This window comes from Streptomyces sp. SID13031 (genome assembly GCF_010548305.1).
In the GTDB taxonomy this organism is placed as follows: domain Bacteria; phylum Actinomycetota; class Actinomycetes; order Propionibacteriales; family Kribbellaceae; genus Kribbella.
Genome location: NZ_JAAGLV010000013.1, coordinates 209,079 through 233,529, shown reverse-complemented (window position 1 = coordinate 233,529; position 24,451 = coordinate 209,079). Strand labels below are relative to the sequence as shown.

23 protein-coding genes are annotated in these 24,451 nt (G+C 67.9%); 12 read left to right on the top strand and 11 right to left on the bottom strand.

Annotated features, from left to right (window positions below; genetic code table 11):
* Positions 1 to 71 precede the first annotated feature (71 nt).
* Positions 72 to 2,177 (bottom strand): alpha/beta hydrolase-fold protein, encoded by a 2,106-nt coding sequence (locus G3I17_RS25910; protein ID WP_164600190.1) that lies wholly within the window; start codon positions 2,175 to 2,177, stop codon positions 72 to 74.
* A 94-nt stretch (positions 2,178 to 2,271) separates the two neighbouring features.
* On the opposite strand from G3I17_RS25910, the gene G3I17_RS25905 reads away from it, so the two are divergent.
* Both G3I17_RS25905 and G3I17_RS25900 read left to right on the top strand, forming a co-directional pair.
* Complete coding sequence (locus tag G3I17_RS25905; RefSeq protein WP_164600189.1) at positions 2,272 to 3,156, top strand: hypothetical protein; 885 nt, start codon at positions 2,272 to 2,274, stop codon at positions 3,154 to 3,156.
* A 76-nt stretch (positions 3,157 to 3,232) separates the two neighbouring features.
* The gene (locus G3I17_RS25900; protein WP_164600188.1) at positions 3,233 to 4,117 is read left to right on the top strand and encodes a Ku protein; all 885 of its coding nucleotides are present in this window, start codon (positions 3,233 to 3,235) and stop codon (positions 4,115 to 4,117) included.
* A 16-nt stretch (positions 4,118 to 4,133) separates the two neighbouring features.
* Here G3I17_RS25900 and G3I17_RS25895 read toward each other — a convergent pair whose 3' ends face one another.
* The gene (locus G3I17_RS25895) at positions 4,134 to 5,009 is read right to left on the bottom strand and encodes a LysR family transcriptional regulator (protein WP_164600187.1); all 876 of its coding nucleotides are present in this window, start codon (positions 5,007 to 5,009) and stop codon (positions 4,134 to 4,136) included.
* Between the two features lie 73 nt (positions 5,010 to 5,082).
* On the opposite strand from G3I17_RS25895, the gene G3I17_RS25890 reads away from it, so the two are divergent.
* Positions 5,083 to 5,742, top strand: coding sequence for a type 1 glutamine amidotransferase domain-containing protein (locus G3I17_RS25890; RefSeq protein ID WP_203590734.1), 660 nt, complete (start codon positions 5,083 to 5,085; stop codon positions 5,740 to 5,742).
* Between the two features lie 141 nt (positions 5,743 to 5,883).
* Here the strand turns inward: G3I17_RS25890 and G3I17_RS25885 are convergent, their stop codons facing one another.
* The gene (locus G3I17_RS25885) at positions 5,884 to 6,573 is read right to left on the bottom strand and encodes a hypothetical protein (protein WP_164600186.1); all 690 of its coding nucleotides are present in this window, start codon (positions 6,571 to 6,573) and stop codon (positions 5,884 to 5,886) included.
* 196 nt (positions 6,574 to 6,769) lie between these two features.
* On the opposite strand from G3I17_RS25885, the gene G3I17_RS25880 reads away from it, so the two are divergent.
* Complete coding sequence (locus G3I17_RS25880; RefSeq protein ID WP_164600185.1) at positions 6,770 to 8,878, top strand: thiamine pyrophosphate-dependent enzyme; 2,109 nt, start codon at positions 6,770 to 6,772, stop codon at positions 8,876 to 8,878.
* Positions 8,879 to 8,990: 112 nt separating this feature from the next.
* Here G3I17_RS25880 and G3I17_RS25875 read toward each other — a convergent pair whose 3' ends face one another.
* Together G3I17_RS25875 and G3I17_RS25870 are read right to left on the bottom strand one after the other, a co-directional pair.
* A complete protein-coding gene (locus tag G3I17_RS25875; protein ID WP_164600184.1) occupies positions 8,991 to 9,479 on the bottom strand; it encodes a DUF1992 domain-containing protein in 489 nt (162 codons plus the stop codon).
* Between the two features lie 74 nt (positions 9,480 to 9,553).
* Positions 9,554 to 10,132 carry a hypothetical protein gene (locus tag G3I17_RS25870; protein WP_164600183.1) on the bottom strand — a complete coding sequence of 193 codons (579 nt, stop codon included), beginning with the start codon at positions 10,130 to 10,132 and terminating at the stop codon, positions 9,554 to 9,556.
* A gap of 295 nt (positions 10,133 to 10,427) precedes the next feature.
* Between G3I17_RS25870 and G3I17_RS25865 the strand changes: the two genes are divergently transcribed.
* Positions 10,428 to 11,972: an aldehyde dehydrogenase family protein gene (locus G3I17_RS25865; RefSeq protein WP_343238414.1), complete on the top strand. Its 1,545-nt coding sequence runs from the start codon at positions 10,428 to 10,430 to the stop codon at positions 11,970 to 11,972.
* Between the two features lie 2 nt (positions 11,973 to 11,974).
* Positions 11,975 to 13,123: an FAD-binding oxidoreductase gene (locus G3I17_RS25860; RefSeq protein WP_164600219.1), complete on the top strand. Its 1,149-nt coding sequence runs from the start codon at positions 11,975 to 11,977 to the stop codon at positions 13,121 to 13,123.
* Between the two features lie 86 nt (positions 13,124 to 13,209).
* Here the strand turns inward: G3I17_RS25860 and G3I17_RS25855 are convergent, their stop codons facing one another.
* The 4 genes from G3I17_RS25855 to G3I17_RS25840 form a co-directional block, all read right to left on the bottom strand.
* The gene (locus G3I17_RS25855; protein ID WP_164600182.1) at positions 13,210 to 13,848 is read right to left on the bottom strand and encodes a hypothetical protein; all 639 of its coding nucleotides are present in this window, start codon (positions 13,846 to 13,848) and stop codon (positions 13,210 to 13,212) included.
* A gap of 148 nt (positions 13,849 to 13,996) precedes the next feature.
* Entirely contained in the window at positions 13,997 to 14,623 is a 627-nt protein-coding gene (locus tag G3I17_RS25850; RefSeq protein ID WP_164600181.1) for an FMN-binding negative transcriptional regulator, read from the bottom strand.
* Positions 14,624 to 15,700, bottom strand: coding sequence for a hypothetical protein (locus G3I17_RS25845; RefSeq protein ID WP_164600180.1), 1,077 nt, complete (start codon positions 15,698 to 15,700; stop codon positions 14,624 to 14,626).
* A gap of 4 nt (positions 15,701 to 15,704) precedes the next feature.
* Complete coding sequence (locus G3I17_RS25840; RefSeq protein ID WP_164600179.1) at positions 15,705 to 16,715, bottom strand: LacI family DNA-binding transcriptional regulator; 1,011 nt, start codon at positions 16,713 to 16,715, stop codon at positions 15,705 to 15,707.
* A 175-nt stretch (positions 16,716 to 16,890) separates the two neighbouring features.
* On the opposite strand from G3I17_RS25840, the gene G3I17_RS25835 reads away from it, so the two are divergent.
* From G3I17_RS25835 to G3I17_RS25810, 6 genes are read left to right on the top strand one after another with little or no spacing between them, the layout of a single operon-like run.
* Positions 16,891 to 17,769, top strand: coding sequence for a 5-dehydro-4-deoxyglucarate dehydratase (locus tag G3I17_RS25835; protein WP_164600178.1), 879 nt, complete (start codon positions 16,891 to 16,893; stop codon positions 17,767 to 17,769).
* A complete protein-coding gene (locus G3I17_RS25830; RefSeq protein ID WP_164600177.1) occupies positions 17,766 to 19,031 on the top strand; it encodes a glucarate dehydratase family protein in 1,266 nt (421 codons plus the stop codon). The genes G3I17_RS25835 and G3I17_RS25830 overlap by 4 nt, the downstream gene beginning before the upstream one ends.
* An 8-nt stretch (positions 19,032 to 19,039) precedes the next feature.
* Positions 19,040 to 20,176: a hypothetical protein gene (locus G3I17_RS25825; RefSeq protein WP_203590733.1), complete on the top strand. Its 1,137-nt coding sequence runs from the start codon at positions 19,040 to 19,042 to the stop codon at positions 20,174 to 20,176.
* Complete coding sequence (locus G3I17_RS25820; protein ID WP_164600176.1) at positions 20,176 to 21,165, top strand: hydroxyacid dehydrogenase; 990 nt, start codon at positions 20,176 to 20,178, stop codon at positions 21,163 to 21,165. Before G3I17_RS25825 ends, G3I17_RS25820 begins: the two co-directional genes overlap by 1 nt.
* Positions 21,162 to 22,124: a D-2-hydroxyacid dehydrogenase gene (locus G3I17_RS25815; RefSeq protein ID WP_164600175.1), complete on the top strand. Its 963-nt coding sequence runs from the start codon at positions 21,162 to 21,164 to the stop codon at positions 22,122 to 22,124. The genes G3I17_RS25820 and G3I17_RS25815 overlap by 4 nt, the downstream gene beginning before the upstream one ends.
* Before the next feature lie 46 nt (positions 22,125 to 22,170).
* Positions 22,171 to 22,938: a polysaccharide lyase family 7 protein gene (locus G3I17_RS25810; protein ID WP_164600174.1), complete on the top strand. Its 768-nt coding sequence runs from the start codon at positions 22,171 to 22,173 to the stop codon at positions 22,936 to 22,938.
* 81 nt (positions 22,939 to 23,019) lie between these two features.
* Here G3I17_RS25810 and G3I17_RS41735 read toward each other — a convergent pair whose 3' ends face one another.
* Both G3I17_RS41735 and G3I17_RS41730 read right to left on the bottom strand, forming a co-directional pair.
* Positions 23,020 to 23,748 carry an aromatic amino acid lyase gene (locus tag G3I17_RS41735; RefSeq protein WP_343238413.1) on the bottom strand — a complete coding sequence of 243 codons (729 nt, stop codon included), beginning with the start codon at positions 23,746 to 23,748 and terminating at the stop codon, positions 23,020 to 23,022.
* A complete protein-coding gene (locus G3I17_RS41730) occupies positions 23,732 to 24,451 on the bottom strand; it encodes an aromatic amino acid lyase (protein ID WP_203590731.1) in 720 nt (239 codons plus the stop codon). The genes G3I17_RS41735 and G3I17_RS41730 overlap by 17 nt, the downstream gene beginning before the upstream one ends.

The window sequence follows — 24,451 nt, the reverse complement described above, 5'->3', positions numbered from 1 at the left end:
CATCTTTTCCGGCAGCGCCAAGCGGGCGGCCGGGCGCCCCAGGGGACTATGTCCTGTCGTTCGGGACAAGCTCACCCATCGAAGTTGATCCGGAACACATCACCGTTGCCGATCGCCTCGTGATCGGCAGTGTTGCCAGCGGTGAGGCCTGAGACGTAGGCCCTACCGTCGCGCGCCGCAACAAACAGGTTGGCTTCGGCGAACGCATCCGCGCCGTCATCCTCCGTCGTGCCGAACTGCCGCACCGACCCACGCGTCTGATCAGCCTTGTACCGCAGCAGAACCGCGTCGAACTTCCCCACCGCGGTCCGCAACGGCCCATCCGTGAAGCCCGCAACGACAAAGCCGGTCTCGTCGCGCGCAATAGCCGCGCCCTTGTCGTTCCCCGGCGTACCGACCTGGTCCTTCCACACCACCGCACCGCTCGCATCAACGCGAGCAACGATCAGATCCTTGTCACCAACGAGTTCACCTGCGAAGTCACCCGCGGTATAGCCGGTGAGAAGCACTCCATCAGCGCCATCACCCGTCATCGCCCAGAACTCATCCGCCTGCTCGGTCCCGAACTGCTTGACCCACGCCCGGTTCCCCTCACGATCGAAGCGCGCGACAAACCCGTCGATATCGCCGACCTGATCCCCCAGCGCACCAGCGGTCATCCCCGCGAGATAGACCCCATCCCCGCTCACCGCCAGCGCCATCCCCTTCTCCTCGCCGGCGCTGCCGAACTGCCGCACCCAGACCTGCTTGCCCTCCTGATCCAGTTTGGCGACGAACACGTCCTTGTCCCCTGCGTTCGCTCCACCCAGCTCACCCTTCGTGTACCCACCCAGATAGATCGAGCCGTCGGCATCACTCGCCACCGCATACCCCCGATCGGCAGCCGTGGTGCCCAGCTTCGTGAACCACCGCTGATTCCCCTGTACGTCGTACTGCGCCACAAAGGCATCGTCCGACCCACTACCCGTCGTATAGCCGACGACGGTCGGCCGCCCCTGCGCATCCAGCACCACCCCATACGCGCGCTCGGTCCCCGCCGTACCGAACTCCCGCGTCCACAACCGCCCGCCATCAGGCCCGTACTTCGTCAACGCGACGTCCTTGCCGCCGGCGTACGGCTGCCCCTCGATCGCACCCTCGGCGGCGATCGCCACATAGCTGTTGCCCGCCTCATCGACGGCGACCCCGCCCGCGCGATCCTCCCCCGGCGTACCGGACAGCTCCGCCTGCATCGGCGTAGCGGGTGGCTTGCCGATGAACTGGAAGATGTACTTCGCGCCTTCGGCGAACGTCGGCCCCCACACGTCCCAGTCGTGCCCGCCGTCCACCACCCGGAACTCACTCGTCAGCCCCGGCACCCGCCCCGCCTGGTTGAAGACGACATGCGCCTCGAAGTCGAGATCGTGCTGAAAGTCCTTGGGTTTCGGGTTCTTGTACTCGTCGTCGCCCACGGCAATGAACAGCTGTGACGGCAATCCCTTGGCCGCAAAGGATTTGAACGCCGCCGGATAGTTCAGCTTCCGGTAGACCGCCTCGCTGAAGGCATCCTTACCCTTGCCATAGGCACCGAACTCCCGGGCGCTCGAATCCTTCGGCGGCTGCGGCGAGTAGACCGCCGGGCTGAGCACCACCGCCGCACCGAAGAGCTCCGGATAGACCATCGAGTACCGCAACGCGCCCGACCCGCCCATCGAGTACCCGGCGATCGCCCGGCCGGTCCGATCGGCGATCGTCCGGTACGCCGAATCCACGTGCGGCACCAGGTCGCGGATCAACGCCGTCTCGACGGGCCGCCCGGGATCCTTGCCCTTGTAGAGCGAGTCGACGTAGTAGCTCGCCCGGCTGCTCCACGGCGCGTCGGGCATGACCGCGATCGTCGGCGGGATCTCACCGGCGGCGATCATCGCGTCGAGCCGCCCCTTCACCTGGGTCCAGGCGGCCATCGAGTCGCCGCGACCGTGCAGCAGGTAGAGCACGGGGTAGCGCGCGGCCGATCCGGCGTACCCGGCGGGCAGGTACACGTTGTAGGCAAGGTCTTCACCGAGCGTGCTCGACCGGAAGCTCGCGGCCGTGATCGTGCCTGGTTCGGCGGCTTTCGGTGACGCCGCGGGGCCGGCGGACGGCAGCAGGAAGTTGACCAGGAGGGCGGCCGCGAGGGCCGGGACAGTCACGCGCATGATTGCTTTGTAATCGCTTACGTAAACGATTACAAGAGGTCGGAACGAGGCGGCTGACCTGATCGCGGCCGAGTGTTCCGGTAGCGTCGGGTGGGTGGACTTCGATGAAGCGGCCGACGCGCTCTACGCAGCGCCGTCGGCCGACTTCATTTCCCGGCGCAACGAGCTGGCCAAGGAGCTGAAGGCGAGCGGTGACCAGCTCGGGTCGACCCGGCTGAAAGCCCTGCGGAAGCCGACCGTCGCCGCCTGGCTGGCGAACCTCGTCGCGCGGGAGCTGCCGGACGATATCGATGACCTGCTGGCGTTGGGTGACGAGTTCCGGCAGGCGACCGCGGATCTCGACGGCGAGAAGCTTCGCGGGCTGACGCCGAGGCGGCACAAGCTGCTCGACCAGCTCTCCAAGTCCGCGGCCGGTCTCGCCGAGCGCGAGGGGCAGAAGGTCAGCGCGGATGTCGGGCAGAAACTCCGCGAGACGCTCGATGCGGCCCTGGTCGACCCGGCCGCCGGTGATGCGGTCCGTGAGGCCCGGCTCAGCAGTGCGCTGCGGCACGTCGGCTTCGGGGTCGTCGACGAGAGCGGCGAGCCGTCCAACGTCACACCACTGACCGACGAGCGCCGCCAACGCGCTCAAGACCGCCGCCGTGCCAAGAGCGCAGCCGTAGTGCCGGAAGCTGAAGAAGACGCCGAATCGGCTGCCGCCAAGGCGAAGCGCGAGAAGGCCGAGCGGGAGCAGGAAGAGCGCGAGGCCGCGGAGAAGACGGCCGCCAAGAAGGAACTCGACGACGCGGTCGCGGCGGCAGAGGCAGCCGAAGAGACAGTCGCCGGCCTCGACACACAACTGTCCGACGCCCGCGACGCACTCGCCGAAGCCCAGGAGACGGTGCATCGGATCGGCGAGGAGCTCGACGTTGCCCGCAAGAACGCTCGTACGGCGCAGAAGGACAGCCGCGAGGCGCGGAAACGGTACAACCGGCTCTGATCGGGGTACCGGGCTCCGGACGGCTCCGTAGAGAGACGGCTCCGTAGAGAGACGGCTCCGTAGAAAGGAAGTGGCGATGGCGCGCGCGATCTGGACTGGGTTCATCAGTTTCGGGCTGGTCTCGGTGCCGGTCGGGCTGCACTCCGCGACCGAGGAGCACGAGCTCGACTTCCACCAGTTCCAGCGTGGTACGTCGGACCGGATCCGGTACAAGCGGGTGAACGAGCGCACCGGCCGCGAGGTCGACTACGCCAAGATCGTGAAGGGCCACGACGTCGGCGGCGGCGAGTACGTGATCGTCGAGCAGGAGGAACTCGCCGACATCGCGCCGGGCCGGTCGCGCTCACTGGAGATCACCCGGTTCGTCGACCTCGACGAGATCGATCCGATCCACTTCCAGAAGAGCTACTACCTGGCCCCGTCGGATACCGGCAGCGCTTCGTCGTACGGGCTGCTGCGGGACGCGCTGGCGAAGACCAACCGGGCCGGCATCGCGTCGTTCGTGATGCGCAGCAAGGAGTACCTCGCCGCGATCCGCGCCGACGGCAAGGTCATCGTCTTGGAGACGATGTTCTTCGCCGACGAGATCCGCGATCCCGCCAAGGAACTCGGCGACCTGCCGGCCAAGTCCTCCGGCGGCAAGAACCTGTCGATGGCCATGGACCTGGTCGAGGCGATGAGCGACACCTGGCGCCCGGGCGACTACAAGGACAGCTACACCGAACGCGTGAAGAAACTGGTCGCCGACAAACGCAAGGGCAAGGAACTCGTCTTCAACGAGGAGGAGCCCGAGGCGACCACCACCACGGACCTCGTCTCCGCCCTGCGGGCCAGCGTCGAAGCGGCCCGCACCCGCCGCGAGTCAGCCAAGAAGACCACTGCGAAAAAGGCTCCCGCGAAGAAGGCCTCTGCGAGGAAGAAGACTCCGGCTAAGAAGAGCGCCAAGAAGAAGACCGCCTGATCTTCTCAAGTCCGGTCTAGCGGAGCGTGTCGAGAAGGGCTGTTCGTAGGAGGCTGGCTGGGCTTCGGGGGCCGGCGTCTGAGCGGATGGCCAGGTAGCCGGTGTTCAGGGGTGGGAGTTCTGGCTCAGCCAGTGAGCGGAGTCGCCCGGCTTGGAGGTCGGCCTCGCACAGGTACAAGGGCAACACGCTTGCTCCTGCGCCGGCGACGACAGCGCTCAGGACTCCACGTAGGTCCGGTACTACGAGTGCGACGCTTCTCGTCAGCCGTACGCCGAAGACGCTTCGCCAATAGCGCCGGAGGATCGGGGCTTCCTCCGCGTACGCGACCAGGGGTATGTGTCGCAGCTGCTCTGGCCCGCTCACCGGCGTACCGGAGTACCAGCGGGGTGAAGCGACCAGCGCGAAGGTCTCGTCGTAGAGCGGTGTCACGCGTATGCCGGGGCGGCGCGGGCGTACTGAGCTGATCACCACGTCGAGTGAGCGTGCCGTCAGACCGTCGAGCAGTTCGTCCGGCAAGCCGAAGCGGGTGCGTAGCTGGAGTCCATTGGCCAGGCGACCGGCGAGCGCGGGCAACACCTGATGACTGATGAAGTCGGCCGGGCCGCCGAGATGGACCGTCGCGGCGACCGGCTCGTCCAGTTCGTCGACCACCAAGCCTTGGAGCGTGTCGATCGGCTCCGCGATCCGGCGAGCCAGCTCATCACCGGCCGCAGTCGCCTGTACGCCCCGCGCCCGCCGCTCGAACAGCGGCCGCCCGACCGCGACCTCCAGCGCCTTGAGATGCGCCGTCACGGTCGGCTGCGACAACCCCAACTGCTCCGCGCCGCCCGTGATCGACCCTGCCCGGTGGATCGCGAGAAAGCTCCGCAGCAGGTCCAGAGAGATGCTCACATCAGAAATCCTATGCCTCGCCCGCCGAGTGCCTATTGGTCTCCAATAGGTCGACCTGGTCATGATGGTGCACATGACACGCGTACTGATTGCCCTCACCAGCCACTCCCAGCTCGGCGACACCGGCCGGAGTACTGGCTTCTATGCCGGCGAGGCCGCCGAGCCGTGGAGCGTCTTCACCACCGCCGGGTACCAGGTCGAGGTCGTCTCGGTCGCCGGTGGCAAGCCGCCGGTCGACGGCGTCGACGACTCCGACTCCGCCCAGCAGCAGTTCTTCGCCGAGGCCGACCTCGAGCACACCCGGACCGCCGCCGAACTGAACGCCGCCGACTACGACGCGATCTTCTACGCGGGCGGCCACGGCGCGATGTGGGACTTCCCCGGCGACAAGGCGCTCGCCTCGCTCGCGGCCGGGATCTACGAGAACGGCGGCGTGGTCGCGGCGGTCTGCCACGGCCCGGCCGGGCTGGTCGAGCTCCGCCTCTCCGACGGCAGCTACCTGGTCGACGGCAAGAACGTCGCCGGCTTCACCAACGCCGAGGAGCAGGCGGTCGGCCTCACCGACGTCGTCCCGTTCCTGCTGGCCGACGAACTGACGGCCCGCGGCGCGATCCACCACCCGGCCGCAGACTTCACCGACCAGGTCATCACCGACGGCCGCCTCGTCACCGGCCAGAACCCGGCATCAGCCCGCAGCACCGCCATCGCCGTGACGGCTGTCCTCACCCCCTAACCGCCGGCCTCCTCCCGCGTCGTCTCAGGGGTTAACCCCGCCCGCGGCGGGTTGCCCCCTCAGAATCCGGCGGGGCAACCCGCCGCGGGCGGGGTTGACCCCTCAGACGGCGGGCACTACGGGTCGCGGCCAGGACGAGCGCTAGTCGCCGGGGCTCGGAAGTAGGTAGGCGCCGGGGTCCGCGGGGGCGCCGGCGTCGAGCCAGCGGTGGAAGCCGTCGGGGTTGCGCCGTTCGAACTCGTCCAGGCAGATCCGGCGGACCTCGGCGACGGCCTGCCGATCCCGCGGCCCGGCACCCTGCGCCAGCGTCGTGGTCGTCTCGCCCCACACCCCGCAGAGCTCCTCGATGGACAGCGGGCACCGGAGCGAGGCGATCAGCAACTCGTCGTCGACCTGCTCCTCGTGGGTCAACGCGATCAGTCCCCCGTACTCCGGTACGCGGCGCCGGCGCCACCACCTGTTCTGCTCGCGCCGCGGCCTCCGCTCGTGGCGGGTATCCGGCAGGGCCAGGTCGACCAGGACGAAAACGACCGCCGCGACGAACGCGACCAGCACCCCGATCGCGCCCCAACTGAGCAGCCGGATCAGCCCCGGGACGGCCAGCACCCCGCCCGCGGCAGCGGCCGCGACGAGCGTCGGCGACCCGTACGGGGCCGGGTCGGCGAGGTGCTTGATCACCGCGCTGAGCGGCCAGACCAGCACGAAAACGACGGCGAGCAGGATCGAGGCGGCCAGCGGGCCGAGCATGATGAGGCCGGCCAGCAGCCCGGCCGTAGCGATCCCGACGCCGGCGGCCACCGCCGTACGCCGAAGCCAAAGCGGAACGCGCATCCTCACCTACCCCAGGAAAAACAACCTGTTCTCTCAACGATTTGCCGGGCAGATCGGTTCCGGTCCAGCGTGAAAGCAGTCATCAAAAAGGCCCCCGGGAGTCGTCGAACGCGCCCGACCCGTGGGCGAGGCTGTGGTTCCGGGGTTCTTCGCGGATCATGGTGCGAGTGAGGATCTTCGAGGCGGGAGCCGACCAGTGACCGCTGTGGACGAGCTGTTCCCCGACCGCGTGCGGGCGCTCAAACCGGTCCCCTGCGAGCACCCCGCGGACATACTGCTCAGCCTGTACGACGCGCAGCTCGGCAGCCGTCACGCCGATCTCGCCGCCAGGTGGCTCCAGTCGCAAGGGCAGGGCTACTACACGATCGGCTCCGCCGGCCACGAGGGCAACGCCGCCGTCGCCGCGGCCCTGGAGCCCACCGACCCCGCGCTGCTGCACTACCGTTCAGGCGCCTTCTACCTGGCCCGCGCGGCGCAGTACCGGGACAAGGACGGCCTCCGGGACATCCTGCTCGGGGTCGCGGCGGCGACCACCGAACCGATCTCGGGCGGCCGGCACAAGGTGTTCGGCCGGCACGACCTGGCGATCATCCCGCAGACCTCGACGATCGCCTCGCACCTGCCCCGCGCGATGGGCGTTGCCTTCTCGATCGCCCGCGCGGCCAAACTGGGCGTGCCGTCGCCGTGGCCGGCCGACGCCATCGTGGTGACCAGCTTCGGCGACGCCTCGGCGAACCACTCGACCGCCACCGGCGCGATCAACGCGGCGCTGCACGCGTCGTACCAGGGCATCCCGATGCCGTTGCTGCTGGTCTGCGAGGACAACGGGATCGGCATCAGCGTGCGCACCCCGGACGGCTGGATCAAGCAGGCCTACGGGCAACGCCACGGTCTGCGGTACTTCGATGCCGACGGCACCGATCTCGCTGCGACGCTGACGATGGCGAAGGAGGCCGCGACCTTCGTCCGGCGGAACCGGCGACCCGCGTTCCTGCGGCTGCGAACGGTCCGGCTGATGGGCCACGCCGGGTCGGACGTCGAAGCGGCGTACCGGAGCCCTGCCGAACTCATCGCCGACGAGGAACTCGATCCACTGCTCGGTACTGCGCGCTTGCTGCTGGGAGCCGGCTATGACGCCGACGACGTGATCGAGCTCTACGAGAACAAGCGCTCCGAGGTGCTCGGGATCGCGCGCGAGGTGGCCGGCCTGCCGCAGCTCGATTCGGCCGCCGCGGTGGTCGCACCGCTGGCCTTCCCCGATGACGCGATCGTCGCGGACTCACTGCCCGACCTGGACCGTCGCACGACCGAGCCGCTCACACTCAGCCAGTCGATCAACCGGGCGCTGGGCGATGTGCTCGCGTCGTACCCGGAATCCCTTGCTTTCGGGGAGGACATCGGGCGCAAGGGCGGGGTCTACGGGGTGACGCGCGGGCTGCAGAAGTCGTTCGGGGCGGCGCGGGTGTTCGACACCTTGCTCGATGAGCAGTCGATTCTCGGGCTCGCGCTGGGCGCGGGGGTGTCGGGGTTGTTGCCGTTGCCGGAGATCCAGTATCTCGCCTATCTGCACAATGCGGAGGATCAGCTGCGGGGCGAGGCGGCGTCGCTGAAGTTCTTCTCGCAGGGGCAGTACCGGAACCCGATGGTGCTGCGGATCGCGGGCTACGGGTATCAGAAGGGGTTCGGCGGGCACTTTCACAACGACGACGCGATCGGTGTACTGCGGGACATCCCCGGGCTGGTGATCGCGTCGCCGTCGCGGCCTGACGATGCGGCGGCGATGCTGCACACCTGCGCCGCGGCAGCTCGCGCGGAGGGAACGGTGTCGGTGTTCCTGGAGCCGATCGCGTTGTACCACCGGCGCGATCTGCACGCGGACGGCGACGACCAGTGGCTGGCGCCGTACCCGACTGAGCATGTGCCGATCGGACGCGGCCGCACGTATGGCGACGGCCGCGACCTGACCATCGTCACCTTCGGCAACGGGCTCCCGATGAGCCTCCGAGTCGCCGCCCGCCTGCCCGGCGTCCGCGTCCTGGACCTCCGCTGGCTGGCGCCGCTGCCACTGGAAGATCTGTTGCGCGAGGCAACAACCACCGGCCGCGTCCTGGTCGTCGACGAAACCCGCCGCACCGGCGGCGTCTCCGAAGGCGTCCTGTCCGCCCTCATCGACGCCGGCTACACCGGTGCCCTGGCCCGAGTAACCAGCGAAGACTCCTTCGTCCCGCTAGGCAACGCGGCCCGCCAAGTCCTCCTCAGCGAAGAAACTGTGGAAGCTGCGGTCCGCAAACTCCTCCAGAGCTGATGCTGCCGTCCCGACCGACAGGACATACTCCGATTCGCACCGGGAGTTCACGCTTGAGTGGGCGCCCGGCAGACCGAAAACAGCACTATGTCCTGTCGGTCGGGACGGGCAGTCAGCTGAAGAGGCGTTGCCAGAAGCTGCGTTTGGGTGCTGGAGACGGTTCGGTGGCGCGAGCGCGGGCCCGGGCGGCTTGGCGGGCCTCGTGGCCTTCCTGCCACTGGGCGAACATCTCTTCCTCGTCGACCGGGCCGACCGGTACGACGACGCCGGTCGCGTCGCGGATCTGGAGGAGGATCCGGCGGTTGAGGTCCTGGAGGTAGTCGCGGACCTCGGTCTCGGTACGTAGTACCGACAGCTTTTCCTGCAGCGCCTGCTTCTCCTTGCGGAGCTGGACCGACGGCGGCAGCAGCGCGTCGGTCTCGATCTTCTCCCGGCGGATGAAGTCCTTCACCCACCAGTCCGGATCGTGCGGGTCCGCCAGCTTCGGCAGCGGCTTGCCCTGGCCGGCGAGATCGTCGAACTCACCCCGCGCCTGGGCCTGCTTGATCTGCGCCTCGACCCAGTCCTGGGTCTTCATCCCGGGCGGCTTGCGCTCCGTCATGTACGCCTCCAGCCAACTCCGACTCAGTTGCTGTACGCCGCCCACTTTACCGGCTTGTGATTGCATTCACAAGATCAGTCGCGGGTACCCGGCCGATCCGGCCAGAGCTCCGGCATCGGGATCGGGACGCTCCACATCCGGGTCCCCGGCTCGACCAGCCCGTGCCGCGTCGCGATGACCCGCATCACCCGCAGCGGTCCGGCGATGAACCCGATCCCGAGCGGGATCTCGAGCACCAGCGCGCTGACCAGCGCCTGGATCAGGTCCGCCCCGGGCTGACTCGTCATCACGTCGAACCACGCGTCGCAGATCAGCAGCACGCCGGACGCGAACGCCGTCGGGAAGACCAGTTGCCGGCGCCGCCAGCCGGCGATCGCGGTCACCGTCAGCATCGTGATCAGCAGGATGTCGAACCCGACCCAGGTCGCGACCCAGTTCCGCGCGACGTAATGCCCCGGCAGCGTGATGGCCAGGTAGACGGTCCACGGGATCAGCGTCACGACACAGACCACCAGCACCGCAAGCCGCCACTTGCGAACCCGCTCGATCGTCTCCCGGCTCGGCACCAGCCCCCGCGCCCCCACCAGCCGCCGAACCAGCTCCCGCCGCTCCCCCAGCGACATACCGGCAATCTCCTCATCACTCAAACTCACCCCAGCACTCTCACACGCCACCCACCAAATTCCCCCCAGGACTCCCCGCTCACCCTTACCCCTAACCGACTCATCATCGGTCCCTTGTGTCCCTCCTTCGCGCAATGCTCCGCTGAACGCAAATGGTGGAGGGACACAAGGGACCGATGATGAGTCGGCTGGAGGTAAGGGTGAGGGGGCAGGTGGCGGTGCCTGGTGGCGACGGGTTGGGTGGGGCGCGCGGGGTGGGGTTGGCAAGGGGGGTGGGGGCGGGTGAGGGTGGGGGCACCGAAGCGCTGAGTGAGAGGACCCACCTGTGTCGTCTGTCATCTTGTCCGTGGTCAATGGGGAGCGGGTTCAGGACCCGGTACGGACCGCGCCGTCCACCAATCCGGCGGATACCGCCGACGTGGTCGGCACCATCGGCGTCGCCGGGCCAGACGTGTTCGTGCGGGCCGCCCAGGCAGCGAAGGACGCTCAGCCGGGCTGGGCCGCGTTACCCGCTCCGCAGCGCGGTCAGGTGATCGCCAACGTCGGCCGGCTGATGACCGCGAACAAGGAGCGGCTGGCCGCGCTGGTTACCCGCGAGATCGGCAAACCGCTGGCGGAGGCGCTCGGCGAGGTCCAGGAGATCATCGACACCTGCGACTTCTTCATCGGCGAGGGTCGCCGGCTCTACGGCCAGACCGTACCGTCGGAGATGCCCGACAAGCAGCTGTTCACCTTCCGTCGCCCGGTCGGCGCGGTCGCGGTCATCTCGGCCGGCAACTTCCCCGTCGCGGTGCCGTCCTGGTACATCGTCCCCGCGCTGCTCTGCGGCAACACGGTGGTCTGGAAGCCGGCGGAGTACTCCGCCGTCGTCTCCGAGGCGTTCTACGAGATCTTCGCCCATTCCGGCGTACCGGCGGGCGGTTTCAACCTCGTGTACGCCGATGGCCCCGACACCTTCGCCGGATTGGAGCAGTCGTTGCAGGCCGGGCTGATCGACAAGGTCGGCTTCACCGGATCGAGCGAGGTCGGTACCCGCATCGGCGAGCTGTGCGGCCGCCACCTGCAGACCCCATGCCTCGAGCTCGGCGGCAAGAACCCGATGGTGATCACCGAGGACGCGAACCTCGAACTGGCCGTCGAAGGCGCCCTCTTCTCCGGCTTCGGCACTGCGGGACAGCGGTGCACCTCGCTGGGAACGGTGATCGTGCACGAGTCGGTGCACGACGAGTTCGTCAGCCGGTTCAGTGCGGCCGTTCGCGAGGCGGCGATGGGCGACCCGACCCAGGACGTGCTGTTCGGTCCCTTGCTGGACGAGAAGTTCGCGGCCGGTTTCGAGAAGACGCTCGGCTGGATCAGCGCGCACCACGCCGTCATCGGTTCGACCGGCCGGGTCGGCGCGGACAACCCGCGCGAGGGTTTCGTCGGGGATCCCGCCAAGGGCCTGTTCTTCCACCCGGTCATCGTCGACCAGGTCCGGCCGGACGACGAGCTGTTCCTGAACGAGACGTTCGGCCCGATCGTCGGCATCACGACGTACCGAACCCTTGATGAAGCGATTGCCCTGGGCAACAAGTCGGGGTACGGGCTGTCCAGCTCGATCTACACGACCGACCCGAACAAGGCGTTCCGGTTCGCGCAGGGGATCTCGGCGGGCATGGTCAGCGTGAACAACTCGACCTCCGGCGCCGAGGCGCACCTGCCGTTCGGCGGTAACGGCAAGTCGGGCAACGGGTCGCGGCAGAGCGGTATCTGGGTGCTCGACCAGTTCACCCGCTGGCAGTCGCTCAACTGGGACTACTCGGGCAAGCTGCAGAAGGCGCAGATGGATACCGTCACCGTCGAGGCGGACTACGACTTCTTGCTGCCGTGACGCTGCTTCCTGACAGCGCCGCGGTGGTGATCGTCGGCGGCGGGGTGATGGGCACGAGTATCGCCTTCCACCTCGCCGAGGCCGGCGTCACGGACGTCCTGCTGCTGGAGCGGAACGAGCTCGGCTCGGGCTCGACCTCGAAGGCGGCCGGTGGGGTCCGGGCGAACTTCTCCGACGAGCTGAACATCGCGCTCGGCGCGCGCAGCCTGGAGGCGTTCGCCCGGTTCGGCGAGCGCCCCGGGCAGGAGATCGACCTGCATCGCGTCGGCTACCTGTTCCTGCTGTCGTCGAACGAGCAGGTCGAGCTGTTCGAGGAGAGCACCCGGTTGCAGAACGCGGCCGGCCAGCCGACCCGGATGCTCGACGTCGCCGAGGCCGTCCGGCTGGCGCCGATCCTGTCGCCCGACGGCCTGGTCGCCGCCTGCTTCTCCCCGAACGACGGGCACTGTACGCCGGAGTCCGTCGTACTCGGGTATGCCACGGCTGCCCGCAAGCTGGGCGCAACGGTGGTCACCGGCTGCGAGGTGACCGGAATCGATGCTGTCGGCAACGAGATCCGCAGCGTCCGGACGAATCGTGGCACGGTCGCCACCTCAACGGTGATCTGCGCGGCCGGTGCATGGTCGGAGCCGCTCGCCGCCATGGTCGGCGTCGACCTGCCGGTGACGCCGCTCCGCCGCCAGATCGTCGTGACAGAAGCGATTCCCGGCCTGCCTCGCGACCTGCCGATGACGATCGACTTCAGCAGCACCTTCTACTTCCACGGCGAGGGCCCTGGCCTCCTGGTCGGCATGTCCGACCCGGAGGAGGAGCCCGGCTTCGACCTGAGTCGCTCAGATGCCTGGCTCCCTCGCCTGACCGCAGCCATGGAACAACGAGCGCCATCTCTCCTGGACGTCGGCTTGGCCAGCGGCTGGGCCGGCCTCTACGAGAACACCCCCGACCACAACGCCCTGATCGGCGAAGCCGCCGAGCTCAGCCGCTTCCTCTACGCCACCGGCTTCTCCGGCCACGGCTTCCTCCAGGGCCCGGCCATCGGCGAGATCATCCGGGATCTCTACCTGGACAGAGAGCCCTTCGTCGACATCTCTCCCCTGCACGCCACCCGCTTCCAGACCTCAGGCCCGCGCGCCGAGCAGAACATCGTCTGACCCCGTCAGAGCCGCTCGCCGACCCGATAGCCGAGGAGGACGAGCCAGTCGTCGACCACGGTGGTGTCGACGAGGTCCAGACGGGGTCAGGGGCCGTCGGAGTCGGGCCAGTTCTCCGGGTCGCACCAGGCCGGATCGTAGCCCTGGGCGGCGCAGTACTGCTCGATCATCTCTTCGCGCGTCGGCGGCCGGCTCGGGGTCGGGCGAGGGGTCGGCTTCGCCGTCGGTTTGGTGGTCGTCGGCTTGGTCGGCGTCGGATCGCGATCTTCGCGCTTCTTCGTCGTCTTCGTCTTGGTCGGCGTCGGGGTCGACGGCGGCCGGGTCGTCTTCACGACCGGCGGCGGCGCGGACCCTTCGGCCGTGGTGGTCGTCTTCGGCGGGGTCGTCGGCTTCACCGGCGCCGACGGCGACGGAGTGCTGTCATCGACGACCGGCACCGCCTGCGAGTCCGCCGGGCCGCCGTCGAACAGGCCGATCGCGGACAAGGCCCAGAAGTTCACCGCCAGGAAGAGCATCAAACCGCCGGCCCCCAGAGCCACCACCCGCCGCGAGGGACCGCCGTACAGCCCGACAGGACCGCGCACGGCGTTGCCCTTGCCGTCGATCCAGAACTTCCAGTCGTCGGGCGCGGCCGGCCACGCAGGGTCGGGGCGCCACGTCTTCGGCGGCGTCCAGCTGCGGCGGGGCGGCGTAGGCCAGCTCGGCGGTACTACGAACCGCTTCACGAATCCTCCACGTCGCCGACGAAAACCCGACCCAGGCTAATGGATCGCTATCTACTCCCGACAGCCCGGTGCGCGATCCGGGCCGACCCGTACGTTTCCCCAACGACACAAACCGTTGAAAAGCTACTAACGACTCGGCGTGTCGCCTTCACTTATTGGGTTTGGCCGCCCTGACCGCCTCTGCCGAGGCGAGCTCGCCCCGCGCCTCGAGCGACTCGGCCACGCCGTCGATGTCGGCGCCGGAACGGTTCTGGCTGAGCTTCGCCTTCGCCTCGATCCGGCTGATCACCAGCTCGACGCCGACGATCGCCCGCAACTGCCCGCTGACAAACGCCTCAGGCGCATCATCCACCGACCACTGCTCGGCGAACCCAGCCTCATGTTTGACGGTCAACTGCCGTACGAGCCCGTCCAGCCAGGCCGGATCGTCATGAATCACCAGCTCGCCATAGACGTGGGCTATCACGTAGTTCCAGGTCGGTACGACCCGCCCGTGCTCCCGCTTCGTCGCATACGCCGACGGCGAGATGTAGGCGTCCGGCCCGGTGATGATCGCCAGCGCCTCGCCAAGGACCGGCGTCTTCCACTGCGGATTGTTCCGCGCGAGATGCCCGAGCAGAACGCCGTTCTCACCGACCGAAGGGTCATAGATGAACGGCAGCAACGTCGCCAGCAGCCCAGCCGCAGTACTGGTGATCAGGTCACCGGCGCCATGCCCGGCCAGCAGGTCCCGTACTACGGACTCATCCGCCGCAAAGTGTTTGGGAACGTACATCTACTTGGCAATCAGCTTGCTGGCCTGGTCGAGCATGTCCGTCGCGAACCGCTCGCTGAACCCCGCCGCGAACCCGGTCAACCCGAAGACAGCCACCGAAGCCGGCGAACCGACCGTGGACCCGCCCGCCAGAATCCCCGTCAGCAAGGTGAAGTAGGCCAGACAGCCGAAGATCGCGCCGACCCCCGGCCGGAAGGCGCCGAGCATCGTGCGCTGCCAGCGCGACGCGCTGTGGTCGATCACGAGCGATCCCTTGGACATCCGCTGGATCACGCTGATCGTCGCCCCGAGCGCCGACATCGCGATCGCCGCGACCAGCGCGCCCGGCACCAGCGAACTGCGCCACCAGGCTTCCGCCGCCACGCCGAACAGGATCACCAGCACGAACGTCGGCACGATCCCACCGAGTACGCCCTGGAAGTACTCGAGTCGTGCCTGCCGTTGCAGCAGCACCTCGACCCGCGCCTTCACCACGGCGACCTCGTTCTTCGCCGCCTCGATCGCCGCCTCGATCTGCTCGGGAGTACCACCACCGGCGACCAGGTCGGCCGCGACCATCACCCGGGTCAGCCCGGAGTACGCGTGATCGGTCGCCTCTTCGAGCTGCTGCACAACCCCCTTGCCCTGCAGGCCGTAGAGCGCTTCCTTCGCGACCACCTTGCAGGAGATCTCGGCGTCGACGAGCTCCGGCGGCGGCGAGTTGAGGATCGAGTAGACCGCGCGATCCTTGGCCAGCAGGCAACCGCCGACCACCTCGCTGCAGTAGTACTCCTTCTCGATCCCGCCGTGCGCCTCGCTGAACTTCTGCGACAGCGCAGGGATCAACCAGTTCCCCGCGTCACAGGCAAGCTGGTCGGTCGACGCCGCGAGCTGATGCGCCTGGACGAGATGCCGGAACGTGGCCGGCCCGTTGGTGGCCGCCTGATAGAGGTCGGGGTAGCGCGCGGCCGAGTCCTCGCCCGCCTCACGCCAGGGCACAGCCTCCAGCGGCGGTACGACCTCGGGCGCAGCCTCGGCCATCGGCGGCGGTACGGGGTCCGGCAGCGGCTCGGTGGGCAGGTCCGGCAGCGAGTTCATGCGCCTACCGTACGGCGGGTGGCCCGCTCGTGTCGCGGACCTGCAAAGTCATCGCCAGGTAGAGCGGCTCAGCATCGTATTCATTGACCAGCAACCGCTCGAGGATCTCCCCTGCCCGCCGGCCGAGCTCGTCACGTGGTACCGACACTGTGGTCAGATTCGAGTGCGCGACCCGATCGAGCGAGATGTCGTCGAACCCGATCACCGACAACTGCTCCGGTACGCCGACGCCCAGCTCGCGCAGCCGCGACAACGCCCCGAGCGCGACGAGGTCGTTGTAGGTCAGCACGGCCGTCACCGACGACTCCAGCGCCGCCGCAACCGCGTCGTACCCAGCCTGGCTGGTCGCTCCGCACTCGATCACCGTCACCTCGAGCCCGAACGCGCGTGCGGCCTCGAAGGCGCGGATGCGTTCACCGTTCGCCCAGGAGGCCGACGGGCCGCTCAGGTACGCCGCGCGCCGGTGCCCAAGCTGCGCGAGATGCCCGCAGACCTGGGTCATCCCGCCCACGAAGTCGACCGAGATCGACGGCGCCGTCAGGCCTGGCACGACCCGGTTGAACAGCACCATCGGATGCTTGCGCTCGACCAACTCGACCAGCTCCGCGCGCGGCATCCGGGGCGAGCAGAGCAGGACGCCGTCGCAGCAGCGCATCAGATCCTCGACCAGCTCGTACTCGAGCGCGGGATCCTCGTCGGACTCCATCACCATCATCCGGCGGCCGTGGGCGCGCGCGACGGCCGAGACCGCCTTGAGCACCTCGGGGAAGTACGGGTTCGCGAGGTCCGGCACGAGGACGCCGATGGTGCCCCACTCGCCGCGCGCGAGTCCCTGGGCGGCGGCGTTCGGGCGGTAGCCGAGCTCCCGGACGGCGTCGTGCACCCGCTCGACGAGCTGCGGATCGACCTTGGCGGTGCCGTTCAGGACCCTCGAGACGGTCGCGGCCGACACCTTGGCCGCCGTACTGACGTCACTGATCGTGATCCGCGGGGACCGGCCCGGGCGGTTCTGCACGCACTCCTCCGCAACTTTGAAGCCTCCCTCATCTTCAAGGAAGCGCTTGCACAGCGTCGCGTAGTACGCAGCCTTCTGCAAGAAGATCTTCTGAAACCGCTTTCAAGCGAGCTCTTGCACCCCGGCCGAAGCCGGACTAACGTCCGTTGGCAAACGCTTACCGAGAGGCTTTCCCATGCAGCTCGACCGACTCTCGTCGTTCCCCGTCACCGCCTTCGACGCCGACGGAGCGCTCGCGCTCGGCGCCTACCGCGAACACCTGCGGCACCAGATCGACGCGCGTCCGGCGGCGATCTTCGCGGCCTGTGGCACCGGTGAGTTCTTCTCCCTCACCCTCGACGAGTACGCCGCCGCGATCCGCGCCGCAGTGCAGGAGGCGGCCGGCGCGCTGCCCGTCTTCGCCGGCACCGGCTACGGCACTGCGATCGCCAGGCAGTACGCCGCCGCCGCGCGCGAGGCGGGCGCCGACGGCCTGCTCGTGTTGCCGCCGTACCTGGTCAAGCCGTCGCAGCAGGGATTGCTCGACCACTTCCGCGGCCTCGCGGCGACGGCCGGGCTGCCGCTGATCGCCTACCAGCGCGACAACGCGATCTTCACCGCGGACAGCGCCGCCGAACTGGCCCGGATCCCCGGCGTGATCGGCTTCAAGGACGGTCTCGGTGACCTCGATCTGCTGCAGCGGATCATGGCAGTCGCGCCGAACCTCACCTACTTCAACGGGCTGCCGACGGCCGAAGTGACCGCGCGCTCGTACGCGGCGATCGGAGTACGGGCCTACTCGTCGGCCGTGCACTGCTTCGCGCCCGAGATCGCGCACGCGTACGAGGCCGGGCTCGACGAGTTGCTTCCCGCCTTTTATCTCCCCTTGGTCAAACTGCGGGACAAAGGCGCCGGGTACGCCGTGTCGCTGGTCAAGGCAGCCGTCCGGAGGCACTGGACCGACGTCGGCTCCGTCCGCTCGCCGCTCACCGATCCGCTGCCGGAGCATCTTGACGAGTTGGATCAACTCTTGGAACAAGGCCTGAACCTCGTCCGGAAGAAGGCCGCCGCGTGAAGATCACCGAGGTCGTCATCACCCCGATCGCGATGAAAGATCCGCCGCTGCGCAACATCCAGGGCGTCCATCAGCCATACGCGCTGCGCTCGATCCTGCAGGTCCAGACCGACGAGGGCCTGACCGGACTCGGCGAGACGTACGGCGACCTGGCGGTGCTGACCGCGCTGCGTCAGGTGGCGCCTCGGCTGGTAGGGCTCGACCCCCTGGACCTCAACGGGCTCGAGCGGATCATCGGCGAGACGCTCGGGTCCGCGGCCGGTCTCGCCACGCATGGGCTGGTCGGCGAGGCGAGCGACGAGAAGACGCTCGCGACGGTGTTGTCGGCCTTCGAGATCGCTTGCTGGGATCTTCAGGGCAAGGCGCTCGGCCGGCCCCTCGTCGAACTGCTCGGCGGCAAGGTCCGGGACTCCGTTCCGTACAGCGGCTATCTGTTCTTCAAACCCGCCGCCCACACACCGCTGCCGGACTACGGGCAGGACAGCTGGGGCGAAGCGATGGATGCCGAGGGCATCGTTGCGCAGGCTCAACGGATGGTCGGCGAGAACGGCTTCAAGTCGCTGAAGCTCAAGGGCGGTGTGCTGCCTGCTCTCGCTGAAGCCGACGTGATCCTCGCGCTGCGCGACGCGTTCCCGGACCATCCGCTGCGGCTCGATCCCAACGCCGGCTGGACTGTCGAGACCAGTATCGCCGTCGGCAAGAAGCTCGACGGCGTCCTGGAGTATCTGGAGGACCCGACGGCGACGATCGACGGGATGGCCGCGGTGGCGCGTGCGGTGTCGATGCCGTTGGCCACCAACATGTGCGTGACAGCGTTCAGCCATCTGCCGCCGGCGATCCGCGCTGAGGCCGTCCAGGTGATCCTGTCCGACCATCACTTCTGGGGTGGCCTGCGGAAGTCGCGCGAGCTGGCCTCGATCTGCCGGACCTTCGGGATCGGCCTGTCGATGCACTCGAACTCACACCTCGGTATCAGCCTGGCCGCGATGACCCACCTGGCCGGCGCGACGCCGGAGCTGACCTACGACTGCGACACGCATTACCCCTACCTGGTCGAAGACGTCGTTCAGCCAGGCGTACTGAGCTTCGTCGACGGCGCAGTGAAGGTGCCGACCGGGCCGGGGCTGGGCGTCGAGCTGGATCTGGACTCGCTGGCCCGGCTCGCCGAGCAGTACGAGAAGTGCGGTTTCGACACTCGCGACGACATCACGCCGATGCGGGCCGTCCAGCCGGACTGGGATCCGGCCATCCCGCGATGGTGAGGCCCGCGATGGTGAGACACGGCGCCTTCGCCTACACCTGGGACCTGGTCGGCGACCCGTCGGCGGCCGCGCGCTTCGCCGACCTCGGCATCGACACCGTGACGCTGCAGGCGGCCTACCACTCCGTGCGCGCGACCACGGCCTGGCATCCGGCGCATCGCGTGGTGCACGCCGACCATGCAGCCGCGTACTTCAGGATCAGGCCGGAGCGCTGGCGTGGCCTGCGCCCGCTGGCCCCCACCTGGGCAGTCGACGATGAAGACCGCTTCGGTACTGCGACCGCGGCTCTCTCCGCCGCCGGGTTGCGGGCCGAGGCATGGGTGGTGCTCACCCACTCGTCGGTGCTCGGCCGCTCCGCACCGGAGTACGCGGTGATCAATGCTTATGGCGAAGCCTTGAACTATGCCTTGTGCCCGGCGCAGCCTGCGGTCCACGATTACGCGTTGACGATCGTGCAGGAGATCTGCGAGCAGTACGACGTACCGGCGCTGATGCTGGAGGCTTGTGGGTGGCTCGGGTTCGAGCATGCGTGTCAGCACGAGAAGACCTCGGGCGCGGACCTCTCCGCCTGCGCCCGGGATCTCCTCTCCATCTGCCTCTGTCCCGCCTGCGCTGCCCGGCTCTCGCTGGACGTCCCTCAGCTCGCCGCCGACATCAAGCTGGTCGTCGATCGCGAACTCCAGGAGGGGATCGGCGCGGGGTCGAACCTGGCCGACGCACTCGGCGCCGAGCGGGCCGGCGCGATCTACCGGCATCGGCGCGAGGTGATCACCGGGCTCGTCCGCGAGGCCGGGGCGCTGGCCGGCGATCGCGAGCTGTTGCTGATGGCAACCGATGATCCGCAGGTGACCGGGCCGGACGTGGGTGTCGGGCTCAGTGGATTCACCCCCGAGCCCGCCGCATTCGTGCTGAAGTGCTGGGACGATGAGGAGGCGGCGATCGCCCGAATGAAGGCCGCAGCCGCGCGTACCGGCGTACCGCTGGTTGCCAATGTCAACGCTCTCGGGGAGCGGCCTTCGGAGCTGCCCGCTCTGGCCGCGCGGCTCGTTTCGGCGGGGGCGTCGGAGCTCCGGTACTACCATGCCGGACTGGCGTCGCCCGCACGCCAGGCGGCCATCCGCGCCGCAGTCCAGGAGGTGACCTGATGCTCAACGGCCTCTACGTGATGGACCTCGCGCGCTTCCCCACCGTGTACGGCGAGCAGGAGCGCGCAGCTCTCGAGAAGCATCTGCGGATCGCCGCACCGCCCCTCACTCCAGCTGAGCTCACCCCGGAGTTGTTGGCCGAGGTCGACGTACTCGTCACCGCCTGGGGTGGACCACAACTCACCTCCGCACTGCTGGCCTCTGCTCCTCAGCTCGCCCTGGTCTTGTACGGCGCCGGCTCCGTACGGTCGATCGTGACACCGGAGTCGTGGGCGCGCGGAGTGCGGGTGACGACGGCCAACTCGGTGATCGCCGGGTCTGTTGCCGAGTTCACCCTCGCCCAGGTGCTGTATGCGCTGAAGCACGGCTGGCGTTACGTACTCGGCGCGCGAGGCCGCGGGGAATCGCTGCCCCGGGCAACTGATGAGCCCGGCGCTGCCGGTTCTGTGGTCGGCCTGATGTCTCTCGGCGCCACGGGGCAGGCGACCGCGCGGTTGCTCGCGCGACACGAGCTCGTCCTCCAGGCCTACGACCCGTACGTCGATCCCGCTGTTGCCTCGGCCTTGGGGGTGCGGCTGGTTTCGCTGGAGGAGTTGTTCGCCACCTCCGACGTCGTCTCGTTGCATGCTCCCGTGCTGGACGCGACGCGCAAGGTGGTCAGCACGAAGTTGCTGTCGTCGATGAAGTACGACGCCACATTGATCAACACCGCACGAGGAGCACTGATCGATGAGGCTGCCTTGATCGCTGTGCTGCAGGAGCGTACGGATCTCTTCGCAGTACTGGATGTGACCGATCCGGAGCCGCCGCTGCCTGGGTCGCCGCTGTTCTCGGCGGCGAACATCGTCGTGACGCCGCATCTGGCCGGCACGCTCAACACCGAGCGGCGTCGTCAGGGGCAGTCGATGGCTGCGGAGTTGGCCCGCTATGTCGCCGGTGAGCCGCTGCAGCACGAGGTCTTCGAGTCGGGGCAGGCGAAGTCGGCATGAGCCTCACCATGGTCATGGTCCCGCCGCAGCGCGACAGTACCGCGGCCTGGGCGGAGCGGTTGATGGCTTCGGTCCCGGGGCTGACGGTACTGCGACCTGCTGCGGAAGACGCGATCGAAGCGCTGCGGACGGCCGATGCAGCCTACGGCGTACTGCCTCGTGAATTGCTGGCGTCAACTACCCGGTTGAGGTGGTTGCAGGCGCAGCAGGCTGGACCGCCGCCCGGATTCTACTATCCCGAGCTGGTCGCGCATCCCGTGATAGTGACCAATATGCGTGACACCTATACCGATCACGTGGCGACGCACACGATGGCGCTGGTGTTGGCATTGTGCCGTGGGTTGCCGCGGTATGTGCGTGACCAGCAGGCAGCGACCTGGAACCCGGACTGGGATCCGGAGGCGATCGTCTCCTTGTCGGAGGCAACAGCTCTGGTCGTGGGAGTCGGTGCTCTGGGCACCGAGATCGGCCGGTTGCTGCACGCGTTCGGAGTTGTTGTCACGGGCATCGATGTCCGCCCTGGAGATCGGCCGGGGTTTGCCGAGGTACTTCCGGTCGAGGCGTTGGACGAGCAACTGCCGGCCGCCGACCTGGTGATCCTGACCGTTCCGCACACGCCGGACACCGAGGGGATGATCGACGCGCGGCGACTCAAGTTGCTCAAGGCGTCGGCGTTCTTCGTCAACGTCGGGCGTGGGCCGACCGTCCAGCTGGATGCGCTCGACGCGGCGCTCGCGGCCGGGCAGTTGCGTGGTGCGGCGCTCGATGTGTTCGAGACCGAGCCGTTGCCCGCCGACCACCCGTTGTGGCGGCGTCCCGAAGTACTGATCACTCCGCACGTCGCAGGAGTCGGGCCACACGAAGCGGAGCGGCGATTCGCCGTCCTGCTGGAGAACGCCCGGCGTTTTGTTGCCGGTGACACCTTGATCAACGTCGTCGACAAATCCCAGTGGTTCTGAGAGGAACACCAGATAGCTCTTTTCCCGCCCCCGAAGGAGTTAGACCATGCGTGCTGTCCGCCCCATTGCTCTGTTGTCCGCAGTCGTCGCGACTGCGGCCGTGCTCACCGCCGGCGCCGCGTCCGCAGTACCGGCTGCTTGTACTTATCCCGCCGAGGTACTGGACCTGACCCGGTGGAAGGCTCAGATGCCGATCGACGACCCCGCCCAGTCCGGCACCCAGATTCTGCAGGTCCTCCGGCCGCGACTGAACACCTACGTACTGTCGCCGTGGTTCAAGCCGACCTCGTCGTGTGACGGGGTGCAGTTCCGCAACGCGGTGAACGGGGTGAAGACGCCGAACACCACCTACGCGCGCTCCGAGCTGCGCGAGATGCAGACCAACGGCACCACCGAGGCCAAGTGGTCCTCGAACTCCGGCACCCACACGATGGTGATCGAGCAGGCGATCAACCACCTGCCGAACACCAAGCCGCAGGTGATCGCCGGGCAGATCCACGACGGCAACGACCGCTCAACCTTCCGGCTGGACGGCAAGGCGCTCTACATCACCCGCGACAACGACACGCACTTCAAGCTGGTGAACAGCAACTACGTGCTCGGCACCAGGTTCCAGGCCAAGTTCGTGGTCAGCAACGGCTCGATCAAGGCCTACTACAACGGCGCCCTGCAGACGACGATCCCGGTCAGCTTCACCACCGGCTACTTCAAGGCCGGCGTCTACACCCAAGCCAACTGCGACAACTCCTCCCCCTGCGACACCACCAACTACGGCCAGAACACCATCTACAGCCTCTCCGTCAGCCACTCCTGACAGCCGCTTACGTCCGAAGAACTGGAGTACACGTACCTCCGGTTCTTCGGACGTAAGGGTTTGCCTCCGACCGGCGGGTAGTCAGACCATGTGCTCGAGCAGGTGGCCCAGGTCCACCCCGAACGGACGATCCGCGACGATCGCCGGTACTACGTCCGCCACCGACCCGAAGAAGGCGGAAAGCCCTTCTGGTACAGGGCGTTTCGACAACGCGAACGCCTGGTGGACCACGAGCAGCTCACACGCCGCCACCTCACGCGTCAGCCGAACCGCCTCGACCAGTACGCCGACCGCTTCCCAACTGAAGCTCTGCACATCTTCTTGCCCGTTGGAAGTCTCCATCGCACCGATTGCCGACGGCAACGCCAATCGCCGGAGGTAGTGGCTAGTGGCAACGGCTCTCTTGTGCACGGTCACCAACCCGGCTTGCGGTCCCGGCTCAGCCGCCAACTGCGCAGGCAACCCGGTGACGGCGGGATCGAGCAACCGATGGATCCGCGCGGTCGACACCTCCGCCGCATGGGCCAACGCGGCCACAAGCTGATCGCAATGCGCAGCCAGATCGATGCCGTGAAAACCCGCGGTACCAGCGAACTCACCCTCAAGAAAGGCGGGAGAGTCCATCACTCCATTCAACGCACGCTGAACAGCCTCATCCAACCGAGCCACCGACCGCCGGACATGCGAGACCACCTGCCCAACCACCCGAAACGAAACAGGCGCCTGCAACGAGCGCGGCTCTGATTCCGGCCCAGCCAGCCGAAGAATCCTCTCCAACTCCTCCGTCAGCAACTCATCCCCCCCTTCCACACAAGGGGTTGTACGGATCCCGCCTAGCCCCCACCACCGCAATCGCCCCCGCCGCAATCAAACCCAAGTTGTCAGCCAACCGCCGCACAACCTCAACCTGAAGCCAGGCACGCCCTGCCGCCCCAGGGATCCCCGCCAACAACGAGATCCCTTCCTTAGGTCCGAGTTCAAAAGCAGGCAACACCCCATCAGCCGCGAACACCGCGGGCGCGGAGGTGGAGGCGGGTGGGACCAGGTAGGAGCCGATGCCTATGAGTGGGCCGAAAGCGTGGGCTAGGGGGATTATCTCGCCGGCTGAGCCGGCGCCGCGTGTGGGGATTGCGGGGGTCAGGCCGCTGTTGAGTAGGGCGACCAATTGCAGGCACAGCTCGGGGGAGACGGCTGCGTCGCCGGAGAGGAAGGTTTTCAGGCGGGCTACTAGTACAGCTCGGGCTTCTAGTGCTGGTAGCCACGGTTCGCCGCCTGCTGCGCGGGCCAGCAACAAGTTGTGTTGGTGGATGCGTTGTTCGGGCTCGGTCAGGCGGACATTGCTCATGGCGCCCATGCCGGTGTTCACGCCGTAGACGGGATCGCCGGTGGTCAGGGCTGATAGGACTGCTTGCCGGGTGGTGTTTAGGCGGTCCAGTAGCTCGCGAGAGAGTTCGAGCGGCTCGGGGTCGGTCAGTTGCCTGGGGCCCAGGTCGGTGGCGTCGTTGATGAGCAT